Source organism: Amycolatopsis sp. NPDC049159, assembly GCF_040648295.1.
GTDB classification, from domain to species: domain Bacteria; phylum Actinomycetota; class Actinomycetes; order Mycobacteriales; family Pseudonocardiaceae; genus Amycolatopsis; species Amycolatopsis pretoriensis_A.
On sequence record NZ_JBEZDL010000030.1, the window covers coordinates 1 to 14,345 of the forward strand.

The window sequence follows — 14,345 nt, forward strand, 5'->3', positions numbered from 1 at the left end:
GCGATGCCGATGCCGCCGGCCCAGCCGTAGTCGCCGTTGCCGGCGGTGAACGCGCCGGGGCCGTCCGGGTCCTGCTTCGACTCCGCGACCAGCGGATTCCCCTCCGGCATCAGCACACCCCCCGTTGAAAGCCCCCATACTGACGCCCCGCGGGAGGTCCCGGTTCCGGGAGACCGAGAATTGCGCCGAACGGTCCAGGGATTACAACCAGCCGTTGGTTTCCGCGATGCGCGCCGCTTCGACGCGGGTGCGTGTCTCCGTCTTGCCGATTGCCGCGGAGAGGTGGTTGCGGACCGTGCCGTGGGACAGGCCCAGCGCCGTCGCGATCTCCGCCACCGTGCCGCCGCCCGCCGCGGCTCGGAGGACGTCGGCTTCGCGGTCGGTCAGGGGGCTGGCGCCCGCGGCGAGGGACTCGGCGGCCAGTGCCGGGTCGACGAAACGCAGCCCCGCGTGGACGCGCCGGATCGCGTTGATCAGCTGCTCCGGCCGCGAATCCTTGACGACGAAGCCGGCCGCGCCCGCGGTCATCGCGCGGGAGAGGTAGCCGGGACGGCCGAACGTCGTGCAGATCACCACCCGGCACGCCGGGAGCGCGCGCCGCAGCTGCCCGGTCACCTCGATGCCGTCGCGCCCGGGCATCTGGACGTCGAGCAGCGCGATGTCCGGTGCCGTGCGCCGCGCCACCGCCAGCACCTCGGTGCCCGAACCGACTTCCGCGACCACGTCGAGGTCGGACTCCATCCGCAGCATCGCCGCCAGCGCGCCGCGCACCAGCGCCTGGTCGTCGGCCAGCAGGACCCGGATCACGCCGGCACCTCGGCGTACACCCGGAAGCCGCCGCGGGGGCCGCGGCCGTGTTCGAGCGCGCCCGACACCGCGGTCAGGCGCTCGGTGAGCCCGGTCAGGCCGTGCCCCGGTGCCGCGTCGGCGGTGGCGGTCCCGTCGTCGGTGACCTCCACCCACCCCGGCCCGAGCCGGACCTGGCACCTCGTCGCGTCCGAGTGGCGCAGCACGTTGGTGACGGCTTCGCGCACGACGTACCCGAACACGCCCCGCAGCGCCGGGTCGACGTCGGCGGCGGTGCCCGGCAGCTCGGCCCGCACACCCGCCGCACGCAGGGCCGCCCGCGCGCCGGCGAGTTCGGTGTCCAGCGTGACTTCGCGGTAGCCCGAAACGGTGGCCCGCACGTCGGAAAGCGATTGGTGGCACAGGTTTTCGAGGTCGCGGATCTCGGCGAGTGCGGGCTCGGGACTGCCCGGCGACTCCAGGATCCGCCGGGCCAGCCCCAGCTTCAGGCTCATCGTCGACAGGTTGTGCCCCAGGATGTCGTGCAGGTCGCGGGCGACGCGCTCGCGTTCCCGCGTCACGGCCAGGTTCCGGACCTGTTCGCGCGCGGCCTGCAGGTGCCCGATGGTGAAGATCAGCGCGAACACCGTGCCCAGCGCGATCGTGACCCCGGCGAGGGTGATCGGCCGCGACCAGGTCACGTGCCCGGTCCCCAGCGCCATCCACGTGATCTGCCCGGCCACCGTCGCGAAGCCGAGCGGCAGCGACCAGCGCAGCGGCAGCAGCATCAACCCGAGCGCCACGGCGTAGGTCAGCTCGGTCAGGTAGTCGGGTGAGCCCAGGACGACGGCCGGGACGGCGCCGAGCGCGAACACCGCGGCCACGAGCGTGCCCCGCCGCCGGCGCGACGCCGAAGGTCCGGACCACAAGACGTACAGGTAGCCGGCGGCGTAGCAGCCGAGCGCGGCGAACGCGATGCCGCTGCGCACCCCGCCGGGGTTCTCGTGGTCGATTTCGGCGACCTGGGCGGTCAGGCCGAGGACGGCGGCGGCGTTGACCGCGATCGTGGTGACCCGCTGGCGGCGGGTCCGCCGGAAACTCCAGTCCGGCCACCGGCGCGCCGGGAACCGGTCTTGATCACGTCCACCCATCCCGGTCACCTTACCGATCCGGGAGAAATCGCCCATGACAAATGGCACGGGGTGGGCTCGGCGGGGCGTGGTGTCGTGATCTTGTGCCGATGCGACGAGGAGTTCCGATGCGAAAGTTCTTACCGGCGGCGCTGGTCGCGGTGGCCGTGACGGCGGGAGCGCCGGCCGTCGCTGCTCCGAGAGCCGCTTTGACGTGGGGCGTGTGCCCGGCCGATGTGACCGCACCCGGGCTGCGGTGCTCGACGCTCGACGTGCCGCTGGACTACCGCCACCCGGACGGGCCCACGATCAGCGTCGCCGTCTCGAAGCTGGCGAGCGCCGACCCGGCGAAACGCCGCGGCGTCCTGCTGCTCAACCAGGGCGGACCCGGGCTGACCGGCTTGGACTTCGCGGCCACGCTCGTCAAGGGCGGGCTGCCGCAGGCGGTGCGCGACAGCTACGACCTGATCGGCTTCGACCCGCGCGGCATCGGCCACAGCACCCCGCTGACCTGCGACCTCACACCCGAGCAGCGGGGGACCGCGCTGAACCCGCCCACCCCGCGCACCGCCGCCGACGTCGTCACGGCGGCCGGGACCGCCGAAACCGTGGCCCGGCAGTGCGCCGGTTCCGCGACCGGCGGCCTCCTGCCGCACATCACCACGGCGAACACCGCGCGGGATGTGGACCGGATCCGGGCCGCGCTGGGGGAGCCGAAGATCTCCTACTACGGCGCTTCGTACGGCACCTACCTCGGCGCGGTGTACGCGACGCTGTTCCCGGACCGCGGCGACCGGATCGTGCTCGACAGCAGCCTCGGTCCCGACGGCTACGACGTCGACGCGCTGCGCAGCCAGGCCCTCGGCTTCCAGACGCGGTTCCCCGACTTCGCGAAGGTCGCCGCGGCCGAGCCGGCGAAGTACGGCCTCGGCGCGACGCCCGCAGCGGTGACCGCGAAGTTCTTCGAGCTCGCCGGGCGCCTGGACGAGTCGCCGGTGCAGGGGATCGACGGCACCACGTTCCGCACGGTGACGGCGTTCTACCTGCGTTCGGAAGCCCTCCTGCCCGGCCTGGCCGAGCTCTGGCACGACCTCGACACGAACCAGCCGGCGAAACCGGCCGCCGCGGCCGCCGAGACGACCGACAACTTCGCCGCGGGCTACCTCGGCGTCGTCTGCGGTGACTCGAAGTGGCCGGGTTCGGTTCGCACTTACCAGCGCACCGTCGCCGTCGACGGGATCCGCTACCCGATGTACGGCGCGTTCGCGGCCAACATCCGGCCGTGCGCGTTCTGGCCGGCCCCGAGCGAGCCGCGGGTGCGGATCGGCGACCGGGGCCCGTCGGACGTCCTCATGGTGCAGAACCTCCGCGACCCGGCGACGCCGCTGCCCGGCGCGCTGCGGCTGCGGTCCGCGTTCGGCGACCGCGCCCGGCTGGTGACCGTCGACCAGGGCGGGCACGGCGTGTACGTCTTCGCGACGAACAAGTGCGGCAACGATTCGGTGACCGATTACCTGGTCACGGGCCGCCGCGCGGGTCACGACACCTTCTGCGCCGCGGACCAGGGTCTGTATCGAAGTCGGCTACACGGCCCGCCACGAGTAATGCGTAAGTCTGGGTGGTGACCGGCGGTGGACGAAGGGAGGCCCGCCGGCTACGGTTCCTGCCCGCCGGCCAATCCGGCTACAACCGCCGCCTGCGTGCCGCACTGCCACTGATCAAGCTCGTCATGCGCTGGCTGGCGGCCGATACCGACCTGTGGACCCCGGTGGAGTACGGCCGGTCCCGGCCCACGGTCAAGCGTTCGGAGCTGGCCGGCTGGGCCAAGTACGGCTTCTGCGGCTCACACTCGCGCTGGTTCTGGGGACTGCGGCTGCACCTGGTCTGCACCCCGGCCGGACTGCCGATCGCCTGGGCGCCGGCCGACCCGGAGGTCGACGAGCGGCAGGTGCTCATGGCGATCTGCGACCACGAACCCCACCAAGCGCGGGATCCGGCTGATTCGTCCGTCCTACCGCAACCGCAAGCGCGCATTACTCGGCTAGGCGCAGGGGAGCGTGCCGGTCCGCAGGGCGTGGTCGCCGTCGTTGCCGTCGTCGGCCCACACCACCGCCTTGCGGCCGGACGCGCACGTCGAGCCAGGGGCGATCGCGAAGCCCTCGTTGTTGTAGTTCGGCATCTTCGACGGCCGCGCGTAGGTGGCCGAGACGGTGAACTTGCCGTTGACCAGCTTCAACGTCGCTGTCTTGCCGGAGCAGGTGTCGTCGCAGACCGACCAGAGGCTGCCGGTCGCCGGCTCGAACTCCAGCTCCATCACCTTCGGGAACCCGGACGCGATGGTCGCCACCTTGGTGAACCCGCCGCCGGCCTGGTCGAGCGCGTAGGCGTAGATCTTGCCTTCGTCCTCGAGCCCGACGAAGTAGAGGCCGGTGCCGTGGCCGGCGTAGGTCGCGGGGTTGTAGGCGGCTTTCGTGTGGTCGTCGCGGAAGCCGCCCGCGGTCAGGAAGGAGTCCGGGATCCAGGTGATGCCCTCGAAGCCGCCGTTGTCGTCGACGGCGGGCAGGTCGTCGGTGAGGTCCCACTCGGCGGTCGCGTTCAGGGACTTCGCCGAGGACGTCGTGTCGTACCGCAGCACCTTGAGCAGGCTGCCGTCGCCGTCGTTGTCGCGCTCGGTCGCGGCGAAGACGCCGTCGGGGGTGGCCACCACGCCCTCGGCGTCCGGGTCGCCGCTGCCGCCGCGGTAGTGCAGGGCTTTCCCGGACGACCAGCCGTTCGCGGGGTCCGGGCCCCAGGTGGTGCCGGTGCGGACGAGCCGGTACAGCGTGCCCGGGCCGTTCTTGACCGCCCACAGCACGTCGGCGCCCGCGAACGAGAGCCCGCTGAGGTTTTCGCCGAAGACGCCGGCGGCGTCGGCGACCGCGACGGCCGGGTCACCCGGCCACTTCGCGGTGGCGGCGTGGGCGGTGCCGGCCGGGGCGGCGAGGACCGCCGCGAGGAGGATTGCGGGTGCCGTGAACCGGCGGAATGTGCGCACGTGTGCTCCTAAGGCCATGGGGGCTCGGGCGAAACAACGCGGCGTTGCCAAGGAAACCTCTTGACGGACCGGACTGTACCGACTTGATCGACTAGGGGCAACCGTCGGTGTCCGGTCGTGCTCTTGACGTAGTTAGGAAAGTTTCTTAACTTGAGGGCATGGAACTGCGGCTCGCCGAGTGGTACGACCACAACGTCCGGAAGCACACGCGGCGCAGTGTGTTCCGCGGTGCCGCGGCCGGCGGTGCCGCGCTGGCCGCGGGGCGCCTCCTGCTGCCGGGAACCGCCGAGGCCGCCCCGGCGCCCCGGCCGGGACCGGCCGTGCTGCTGCGCGCGGAAACCGTGCCGGGCTCGACGCTGCGGCCCTTCGGACGGCACCTCGCCTACGGTGCCGACGCCTCGCGGCAAGTCGTCGTCTCGTGGCAGACGCCGGCCCAGGTGAGCGCGCCCTACCTCCGGATCGGCACGGCCGAAGGGGATTACGGCGCGACCGTGCCCGCCGAGGTGCGCGCGCTGAAGAGCGACTTGTCGTGGCAGACCGCGACGCACACCTTCTCGCCGCACAGCCCGTCCGCGATCACGCAGTACTACCAGCACATCAAGCTCGACAACCTGGTGCCGAACACGACGTACTACTACGTGCTCGGCCACCAGGGCTACGACCCGGCGACCAGCGGCCGGGCCGGCGAGGTCGGCACCTTCCGCACCGCGCCGGCGGCGGGCCGCACCGAGGGCTTCTCCTTCACGGCGTTCGGCGACCAGGGCGTCGGCTACAACGCGTTGGCCACCAACAGCCTCATCGCCGACCTGGGCCCGCGGTTCCACCTCGCCATGGGGGACATGAGCTACGCGCTCAACGGCGAAGGCGGGCACCCGGACGAAGACGAGTACGACGCCCGAAAGTGGGACTCGTTCTTCGCGCAGAACGAACCCGTCGCGGCCGGGATCCCGTGGATGGTCGCCATCGGCAACCACGAGATGGAGGGCTGGTACGACGACCACGGCTACGGCGGCATGCGCGCCCGGTTCGCCATGCCGGACAACGCGTGGGACGGCTCGACGTGCATCTACTCCTGGCGCTACCAGAACGTCGGCCTGATCAGCCTGGACGGCAACGACATCTGCTACAACAGCTAGTCCAACCTGGACTACACCGAGGGCAGGCAGACGGCCTGGCTGAAGAGCCGGCTCGCGAAGTTCCGCGACGACCCGACGATCGAGTTCATCGTCGTCTACTGCCACCAGTGCACCTATTCCACTTCGGACGCGAACGGCGCCGAGCTCGGCGCGCAGCAGAAGTGGGCCCCGCTCTTCGACCAGTACCAGGTCGACCTGGTGCTCAACGGGCACAACCACCTCTACGAGCGCACCGACCCGATCAAGGCGGGCCAGGGCACCAAGCAGGTCGCGCCCGGCGGCACGGTGAACTCGAAGACCGACGGGGTCACCTACATCACCGCGGGCGGTGGCGGCGAGAGCATCAACGACTGGATCGACGAGGCGGCGGGCGATTCCTACCTCGGGCACGTCCACGACGCGACGGTGACCATGCGGTGGGACGACGAAGACGGTGGCGGGCACCGGAAGAAGGTGACCTGGTCGCGGGTGCGCTTCCGCGGCTACAGCCTGGTGCACGTCGACGTCACGCCGGCCGCCGGCGGGAAACCCGGCCGGCTGAAGGTGCGGGCGCTCACCGAAGACAACGTCCTCGTCGACGACCTGACCATCCGCCGCGGCTGACCGGAGGACACGCGATGACCACGAACCTTTCCCGGCGTGCGCTGTTCCGGGCCGCCGCCCCGGCCGCCGGGGCCACGCTGCGCCCGTTCGGCAGGCACCTGGCGTTCGGCGCGGACCCGGCCACGCAGGTCACCGTGTCGTGGCAGGTGCCCGGCAAGGTGACCGGGCCCTACGTCCGCTTCGGCACTTCGCCGACGACGCTGGGGGCGCCGATCGCCGCCGAAGTGCGCCCGCTGGAGAGCAAGCTGTCCTGGCAGCAGCCGGAGGAGCACGACTTCCCGCCGCACGCGCCGGCCACCTCCACGCAGTACTACCTGCACGCGAAGCTGACCGAGCTGGCGCCGGGCACGACGTACCACTACGTGCTCGGGCACGCGGGCTACGACCCCGTCGCCGCGGACCGGCTCGGGGAGGTCGCGAGCTTCCGCACGGCGGGCACTTCCGGCGCGTTCACCTTCACCGCGGCGGGCGAACAGGGGGTCGGCTACAACGCGATCGCGTCGAACAGCCGGGTCGCGGACCTCGCCCCGGCGTTCCACCTGGCACTGGGCGGCCTGAGCTACGCGATGCACGAGCCCGAGGACAAGCCCGCCTCGGAGGACTTCGAGTACGACGCGCGGAAGTGGGACTCCTTCTTCGCGCAGAACGACCCGGTGGCGTCCGGGATCCCGTGGCTGGTCACGCCCGGCCACCGCGAGTACGAGAAGTTTCACGACAGCACCGGAAACGGGGGCATGCGGGCCCGGTTCGCCATGCCGGACAACGCGTGGAGCGGGTCCACCGGGATCTATTCGTGGCGCTACCACAACGTCGGGTTCCTGAGCCTCGACGCCGGTGATGTCTGCTACCGCTTCCCGGCCAAGCTCGGCTACACCGCCGGCAAACAGCTGAAGTGGCTGGACGCGCAGCTCGGGAAGTTCCGCGCGGACCCGGCCGTCGAGTTCGTCGTGGTCTATTGCAACCACTCCGTGTACAGCACGGGCGACCGCTACGGCGCCGAGCGCGGCGCGCAGGAGAAGTGGGCGCCGCTGTTCGACAAGCACGGCGTCGACCTGGTGCTCACCGCGCACAACCGGCTCTACGAGCGCACCGACCCCATCAAGGCGGGGAAGGGGACCACGAAGACCGGCGTGGTGAACCCGAAGACCGACGGCACCACCTACGTCACGGCCGGGGGCGGCGGGCAGGCCCTGGACGCGTTCTACCGGAAGGCGCCCGAGAGCTACCTGGGGCACGAGAACGACTCCGCGGCCACGATGAAGTCGTACAAAAAGGGCAGCACGACCCCGACGGACACGAAGGTGACGTGGTCACGGGTCCGCTACCGCGGCTACGGGCTGGTGGCGGTGGACGTCACGCCGGGGCAGCTGACGGTGCGCGCGCTCGGCGAAGCCGGCGACAAGATCGACGAAGTGGTGCTGCGGCGCGGGTGACCTACCGGGCGGGCTTGGTCTCGCACCGCACCTGGGGTGCCGCTTCGGTGCCGGACGCGACGCAGTCGACGGTCCGGCCCGGCGCGGGAACGGGGTAGCTGAACACGATCGGCCCGTCGCCGTCCCGGCCGGCCGAGAACTTGACGACGGTCGGCGTCCAGGACCCGGTGCCGTGCACCGTCTTCGAGTAGGACGTCGTGCGCGGCCCGATGGCGGTGCTCGTGCCCTGGCCGTCGTCGTCGAGTTCGTGCACGTTCAGCACGTAGTCCCCGGCGGTGTACTTGCCCTCGTTCTCGTGCCCGGCGTCGGCCGGCGTCGCGCTGACGACCTCGGGCGCGACGGGATCGGCGGCGGCGGCCATCACGGTCGCCCCGATGGCGACCGCCGCGGCCCCGGCGGCGACCACGGCGACCCCGACGCGCTTCGCGGTGAACTCCATGGTCGTCAAGCTAGGGGAGCGCCCCGGCCGGTCACCTCGGCCGAAGGGACAGCGGACCTCGTCCTTTCGGCCGATACCCGCGGGCGGACCTGGTTGGAGCGCCGTACCCCCGTCGAAGATCGAGCCGCGGCGTGGCGGAAGCGACGGATAGGGGTACCCGGCGGTGGACAGGAGCACCGTCGGCGTGTTGGGCTGGAGCCCGGCCGCACTCCGGACGCGGCCGGTGGACCGCCGCCCGCGACGTCGAGGAGCGCAGCCCTGAGCTGGTGGGAGTACCTCCGCGAGAACTGGATCGACGTCGTCAACGACGCCATCCTGCACGTGGACCTCACCCTCGCCGCGGTCGCGCTGGCCGTGGTGATCGGCACCGGTCTCGGCGTGCTGACCTACCGGCGGCGCTGGCTCGGCTCCCTCGCGACCACGACCACCGCCGCCTTCCTGACCATCCCCTCGATCGCGCTGCTGGGCATCCTGATCGGCCCGTTCGGGCTCGGGCTGACGAACGTCCTCTTCGCGCTGGTGCTCTACGCGCTGCTGCCGATCACGCGCAACACGATCGTCGGGCTGCGCGGGGTCGACCCGGCCGTCGTCGACGCCGCGCACGGGATGGGGCTCGGCCGCGTGCGGGTGCTGTGGCGGGTGCGGCTGCCGCTGGCCTGGCCGGTGATCCTGTCCGGCATCCGGGTGTCGACGCAGATCACGATCGGGATCGCGGCCATCGGCGCCTACGTCAAGGGGCCCGGCCTCGGCAACGAGATCTTCGACGGCCTCGGCCGGTTCGGCTCGGTCAACTCCCTCAACCAGGTGCTGACCGGGACGGTCGGGATCATGGTGCTGGCGCTGCTGTTCGACCTGGCGTTCGTGCTCGTCGGCAAGCTGACGGCGTGGCGGCGCCCGCGCGCCCGCCTCGAAGCGGCGCCGGGGGAGCCGACCGGCACCGGCGGCGAGACGATCGAACTGCGCGAGGTCAGCAAGCTCTACCCGGGCCGCGCGGTGCCCGCGGTCGACGGCCTCTCGATGCGGATCCCGGCGGGCGAGATCGTCGTGCTCACCGGCCCGTCGGGCTGCGGCAAGACGACGACCATGCGGATGATCAACCGGCTGGTCGAGCCCACCTCGGGAACCGTCACGATCGGCGGCACCGACGTCTCGGCGCTCGACCTCGACGAGCACCGGCGCCACACCGGGTACGTCATCCAGCAGGTCGGGCTGTTCCCGCACCTGCGGGTCGACGCCAACATCGGCGTGGTGCCGCGGGTGCTCGGCTGGACCCGGCGGCGCATCGCCGGGCGCGTGCGCGAGCTGCTCGACGTCGTCGGGCTGACCGCCGAGCACGGCCTCCGCTACCCGCGTGAGCTCTCCGGCGGCCAGCAGCAGCGCGTCGGCGTGGCGCGGGCGATGGCCGCGGACCCGCCGGTGCTGCTGATGGACGAGCCGTTCGGCTCCACCGACCCGATCACCCGCGCCCGGCTGCAGGACGAGCTCCTGCGCCTGCAGCGGCAGGTGCGCAAGACGATCGTGTTCGTCACGCACGACTTCGACGAGGCCCTCAAGCTCGGCGACCGGATCGCGGTGCTGCGGCCGCGGTCGGTGCTCGCGCAGTACGACACGCCCCAGGCGATCCTGGCCGCGCCGGCCGACGACTACGTGTCGACCTTCGTCGGCTCGAAGCGGAACCTCAAACGGCTCGCGCTGATCCCGGTGGCCGACGTGCCGCTCGGCCCGGCCGCGGACGGGCTGCCGTCGGTACCCGCCACGGCCACGCTGCGGGACGCGCTGGACACGATGGTCCGCACCGGCAGCACCGCGGTCTCGGTCACCGGGAACGGGGGCGTCTGCGACGTCGCCCGCCTGGTCGCGGCGCTCGAGCCGGCCGTCGGACCGCCGCCTCCCGCGGTGGTCGAGACGCCGGAGAAGACCGCGGCGCCGGAGAAGCGGCGGCGGCGCCGGCTGGGGCTGCTCGTGCGCCCGGTCCTGCTCGCCCTCGCGCTGCTGGCGTTGTTCCTGATCGTGCGCGCCCACCCGATCGACTCGATCGAACAGCGCTACCTCAACCCGGGCGAGATCTTCGCCGAACTCGGCGCGCACCTGCGGCTGACGCTGATCTCGACGGTGTGCACCATCGCCATCGCGCTGCCGCTGGGCATCCTGCTCACCCGCGCGGGCGCGCGCTGGGCCCGGCCGATCGGGCTGGGCCTGGGCAACCTCGGCCAGGCGATCCCGTCGATCGGGCTCGTCGTCCTGCTCGCGCTGTGGATCGGCACGGGCACCACGACGGCGGTGACGGCGCTGGTTGTCTACGCGACGTTGCCGGTGCTGCGCAACACGATCGTCGGGCTGGACGGCGTCGACCCGACGCTCGTGGACGCCGCGCGCGGCATGGGCATGACGAGGACGGCGATCCTGTGGCGGATCGAACTCCCGCTGGCGGTCCCGGTGATCCTCGCCGGGATCCGGACGGCGCTGGTGCTCACCGTCGCGAGCGCGACGCTGGCGACGTTCATCGACGGCGGCGGTCTCGGCGGCGGCCTCGTCGCCGGGATCGGGCTGTACCGCCCGGTGCTGAGCCTGACCTTCGGCATCGTCGTCGCCGCGCTGGCGCTCTTCGCCGACTGGCTGGGCCTGCTCGCCGAGGAAGTCCTGCACCCGCGCGGAATGCAACCCTAGGAGGACCCATGCGACGCACGCTCGCCGCCGTTTCCGCACTCGTCGTGGTGCTGGCCGCCGGCTGCACGATCGGCAAGGACGAGTCCGGCCCCCAGGTGGGCCAGGGGTCCATCAAGAAGATCGACGCGCTGAGCGGCGCGCAGATCCGGGTCAGCTCCAAGGAGTTCGACGAACAGCTGCTGCTGGGCCAGATCGCCGTCGTCGCGCTGCAGGCGGCGGGGGCGAGCCCGCAGGACAAGACGAACATCACCGGCTCGAGCAACGTCCGCCAGGCGCTGACGAGCGGCGCGGTCGACCTGTACTGGGAGTACACCGGCACCGCCTGGATCAGCTACCTCAAGCAGACCAAGCCGATCGCCGACGCGCAGGCGCAGTACGACGCGGTCAAGCAGGCCGACGCCGCGAACAAGGTCACGTGGTGGGCGCGTTCGCCGGCGAACGACACCTACGCGCTGGCCGGCAACCCGGCGGCGATCGCCCGCACCGGCGTCAAGACGCTCTCGGACTACGCGGCACTGGTGAAGCGCGACCCCGCCGCGGCCTCGACGTGCATCGGCCCGGAGTTCAAGAGCCGCGACGACGGCTTCCCGGGCCTGGAGAAGACGTACGGCTTCGACCTGCCGGCCCCGCAGGAGCACCTGCTCAACGACGCGGTGATCTACCCGACGGTCGGCAAGGGCGACACGTGCGGCTTCGGCGAGGTGGCCTCGACGGACGGCCGCGTGGCGGGGCAGAAGCTGGTCGTGCTGGAGGACGACAAGCACTTCTTCCCGACGTACAACCCGGCCATCTCGATCGCGTCGGGGGTGGCGCAGAAGTACCCGCAGCTGGAGCAGGTCTTCACGCCGATCGCGGCGAAGCTGGACACGGCGACGTTGACGGAGCTGAACAAGAAGGTGAGCGTGGACGGCCAGAAGCCGGCGGAGGTGGCCCGCGACTGGCTGAAGTCGGCGGGCTTCATCAGCTGAAGCCGGTCACCGCCGGAGGTGGTTCTGGGCCCGTTCCCGGAGGTTGGCCGGGATCGACGGGTCGGTCGCCAGTGCTTCTACAAGGAGCCGGCCACGTTTGGGATCGATGTCCCAGGCCTGTTCGGCGGCGTCCAGCCGGACGGGCGCCCGCTCGCGGCGGTCCTCGGCGATGGTGGCGAGCGCGCCCACCACCGCGGGTCCGGGGAGGCATTTCGCCGCGTCGATCCGGACCCGGCCCGGCGTCGCCCGCTTGACCAGCTGCTCCAAGGCCTTCCGCCCACTGGACCGGTCGATCGTGTACAGCGCCTTGGCCGCGTTGAGCCGCAGGGAGTCGGGACGTCCCTTCTGCGCCAGGCTCAGCAACGCGTTCCTCCCGTGCGGACCTGCCTCGCGTGCCGCGTCGAGCCGGAACTCGGGCTTCTCGTCCGTCCGGTCGGCCACCTTCCCCATCAGCCGCGGGCCGTCGGGGTGGCCCATGGCGATGACCTTCTTCGCGGCGGCCCTGGCGCTCTCGCCATCGGCGGTGGCGACGATCTCGGCGTACAGCCCGATGACGACGGCGGTGCCCAGCGTCGTGGCCACGAGTTCGACTGCGCGCACCCGGGTCGGCCCGGCGACGTGCTTGTCCTTGATCAGCTCCGTGATCGCGCCGACGGCCTGCCGTGAGTCGATCCGGTGGGCCTGTCGCAGGAGGGTGAGCCGGCCGGCGTCGGGCGGCCCCGACTTCGAGATGGTCACCAGCAACCGCGCACTGGTCTCGGGATCGGTTTCTTCGAGCGTCTCGGCGGCCTCGGCCCGGTCCGCCCACGCCAGGCGCGGAGCGTTCGCCAGCGCGACGACCGCGTCGATCGGCCCGCGGTGCTCGGTCACGATCCCCGTGGCGGCCCGGAGCCGGACCCGGAAGGTCGCGGCCTCGCTTTCGGACAGCCGGCGCAACGCGGGAACGGCCTGCGCCGGGTCGATCCCGCCGATCAGGAGAACCGCGCGGTACCGCACTTCACTGTCGGCTCGCTTGTCTTCCCGCCCGGCGATCCTGGTCGCCATCCGCAGCGCCGCCGGGCCGTCGAACGGCCGGACCAGCTCGGCGATCCGCAGTGGAGTCTCTTCGTCCGCCGCGGTCTCCGCGAACCGTTCGGCGGCCGTGATCGCGGTTCCGGGTTCCACCGGCAGGAGTTCGCCGAGCGCTCGCAAACGTGCGTCGTCGGACAGGTCGCCTCCACCCGTGACGAGCTCGCTCAGCAGATCGGGGCGGTGGAGGACGATCGCGGCGTCCACGCGCAGATCGCCCATGCCTTCGGTGCCCGCCAGCTGCTGCATGGCCACCACGCCCGCGGCCTCGTCGAGTTCGCCGATGAGGATCGCCGTGTCGAAGCGGTTTTGAGCGGTGCCGGTCGGGTTCCGCGCCAGGATCTTCAGCGCCTTCATGCCCCGCGCCCGGTCGTAGTCGATCAGCGCGACGACGGCGTGGTACCGGCGAAGTGAACTGGCGGTCGGCGCGGCGAAGGTGATCATCGCGTCGAGTTCGTCCGCGGCCACGGCCGGGTCGATCAGCTGGAGCTGCTCGAGGGAGGCCGTCCACCGGTCGTCGTCCAGCTCGTCGTCCCGGACCGCGTCGCGCAGGACGTCGATCGTCCGCCGGCGAAGATCACTGCCCGGCACCAGATTTCGGCGGAGCAGGTCGACGACGAACCGGAGGTTGGGCTCGCGGTGCCGTTTGTGCAGGAGGTTCCCGAGCCGCCGTTCGACCGCGGGTTTCGCGGGCTGCCACCAGAGCGCGGCCAGGAAGGCCTGCACCCCGGCGTCGGGCCACGGCCAGTTCTTCCGGGGGACGAAGTACTTCCACGTCGCCGGCGCCGCCAGCCGGGGACCACGCGGGTGGCGGCGGACCACGTGGTGCGCGGCCAGGTAGTCCCGGACGTCCGGCCGCGCGAACCGCGATCGCCCGTTCTCGGTGCGGAAGAGGCCGGTGCTGGTGTCGACGGGTTCCGGGCCGATTTCCCCGTCACGGCAACGGTGAGCGAGCTCTTCCAGGAACGCCCGCGCGTCGGGCGGCGGGTGTTCCGTCCGGCTCAGCGTCCGCTCCGCCGATCGGACGATTGCCTCGAGTTCTTCGATTTCCCCGCGCGCCCCGTCCGTCACACATCGGCAT

The 14,345-nt window shown here is 71.9% G+C and carries 11 protein-coding genes and 1 pseudogene; 7 read left to right on the forward strand and 5 right to left on the reverse strand.

What is annotated here, in order from left to right:
* Positions 1 to 201 precede the first annotated feature (201 nt).
* Both AB0B33_RS40665 and AB0B33_RS40670 read right to left on the reverse strand, forming a co-directional pair.
* On the reverse strand, positions 202 to 807 hold the full coding sequence (locus AB0B33_RS40665) for a response regulator transcription factor (RefSeq protein WP_360782028.1): 606 nt from the start codon (positions 805 to 807) through the stop codon (positions 202 to 204).
* Positions 804 to 1,937, reverse strand: coding sequence for a histidine kinase (locus tag AB0B33_RS40670; protein ID WP_360782031.1), 1,134 nt, complete (start codon positions 1,935 to 1,937; stop codon positions 804 to 806). The genes AB0B33_RS40665 and AB0B33_RS40670 overlap by 4 nt, the downstream gene beginning before the upstream one ends.
* Positions 1,938 to 2,044: 107 nt before the next feature.
* Between AB0B33_RS40670 and AB0B33_RS40675 the strand changes: the two genes are divergently transcribed.
* The gene (locus tag AB0B33_RS40675) at positions 2,045 to 3,541 is read left to right on the forward strand and encodes an alpha/beta hydrolase (protein ID WP_360782033.1); all 1,497 of its coding nucleotides are present in this window, start codon (positions 2,045 to 2,047) and stop codon (positions 3,539 to 3,541) included.
* A gap of 50 nt (positions 3,542 to 3,591) precedes the next feature.
* Positions 3,592 to 3,864 (forward strand): annotated as a pseudogene (locus tag AB0B33_RS40680) (IS982 family transposase); the annotation flags it as partial.
* A 93-nt stretch (positions 3,865 to 3,957) separates the two neighbouring features.
* Here AB0B33_RS40680 and AB0B33_RS40685 read toward each other — a convergent pair.
* Positions 3,958 to 4,950 (reverse strand): hypothetical protein, encoded by a 993-nt coding sequence (locus AB0B33_RS40685; protein WP_247022821.1) that lies wholly within the window; start codon positions 4,948 to 4,950, stop codon positions 3,958 to 3,960.
* A 158-nt stretch (positions 4,951 to 5,108) separates the two neighbouring features.
* On the opposite strand from AB0B33_RS40685, the gene AB0B33_RS40690 reads away from it, so the two are divergent.
* The 3 genes from AB0B33_RS40690 to AB0B33_RS40700 all read left to right on the forward strand — a co-directional run bounded on the left by AB0B33_RS40690 (position 5,109) and on the right by AB0B33_RS40700 (position 8,122).
* Positions 5,109 to 6,086, forward strand: a complete 978-nt coding sequence (locus AB0B33_RS40690; protein ID WP_360782035.1) for a metallophosphoesterase family protein — start codon at positions 5,109 to 5,111, stop codon at positions 6,084 to 6,086.
* 198 nt (positions 6,087 to 6,284) lie between these two features.
* On the forward strand, positions 6,285 to 6,689 hold the full coding sequence (locus AB0B33_RS40695) for a hypothetical protein (protein ID WP_360782037.1): 405 nt from the start codon (positions 6,285 to 6,287) through the stop codon (positions 6,687 to 6,689).
* A 14-nt stretch (positions 6,690 to 6,703) separates the two neighbouring features.
* Entirely contained in the window at positions 6,704 to 8,122 is a 1,419-nt protein-coding gene (locus AB0B33_RS40700; protein WP_360782039.1) for a metallophosphoesterase family protein, read from the forward strand.
* A gap of 1 nt (position 8,123) precedes the next feature.
* Here the strand turns inward: AB0B33_RS40700 and AB0B33_RS40705 are convergent, their stop codons facing one another.
* Entirely contained in the window at positions 8,124 to 8,561 is a 438-nt protein-coding gene (locus AB0B33_RS40705) for a hypothetical protein (protein WP_360782041.1), read from the reverse strand.
* Between the two features lie 321 nt (positions 8,562 to 8,882).
* Here AB0B33_RS40705 and AB0B33_RS40710 point away from each other — a divergent pair, with 321 nt between their 5' ends.
* Both AB0B33_RS40710 and AB0B33_RS40715 read left to right on the forward strand, forming a co-directional pair.
* Complete coding sequence (locus tag AB0B33_RS40710; RefSeq protein WP_360782043.1) at positions 8,883 to 11,228, forward strand: ABC transporter permease subunit; 2,346 nt, start codon at positions 8,883 to 8,885, stop codon at positions 11,226 to 11,228.
* Positions 11,229 to 11,236: 8 nt separating this feature from the next.
* Positions 11,237 to 12,196 (forward strand): glycine betaine ABC transporter substrate-binding protein, encoded by a 960-nt coding sequence (locus tag AB0B33_RS40715; RefSeq protein ID WP_247022825.1) that lies wholly within the window; start codon positions 11,237 to 11,239, stop codon positions 12,194 to 12,196.
* Positions 12,197 to 12,202: 6 nt separating this feature from the next.
* On the opposite strand, the gene AB0B33_RS40720 is transcribed toward AB0B33_RS40715, so the two are convergent.
* Complete coding sequence (locus AB0B33_RS40720) at positions 12,203 to 14,335, reverse strand: hypothetical protein (RefSeq protein WP_360782045.1); 2,133 nt, start codon at positions 14,333 to 14,335, stop codon at positions 12,203 to 12,205.
* Positions 14,336 to 14,345: the final 10 nt, after the last annotated feature.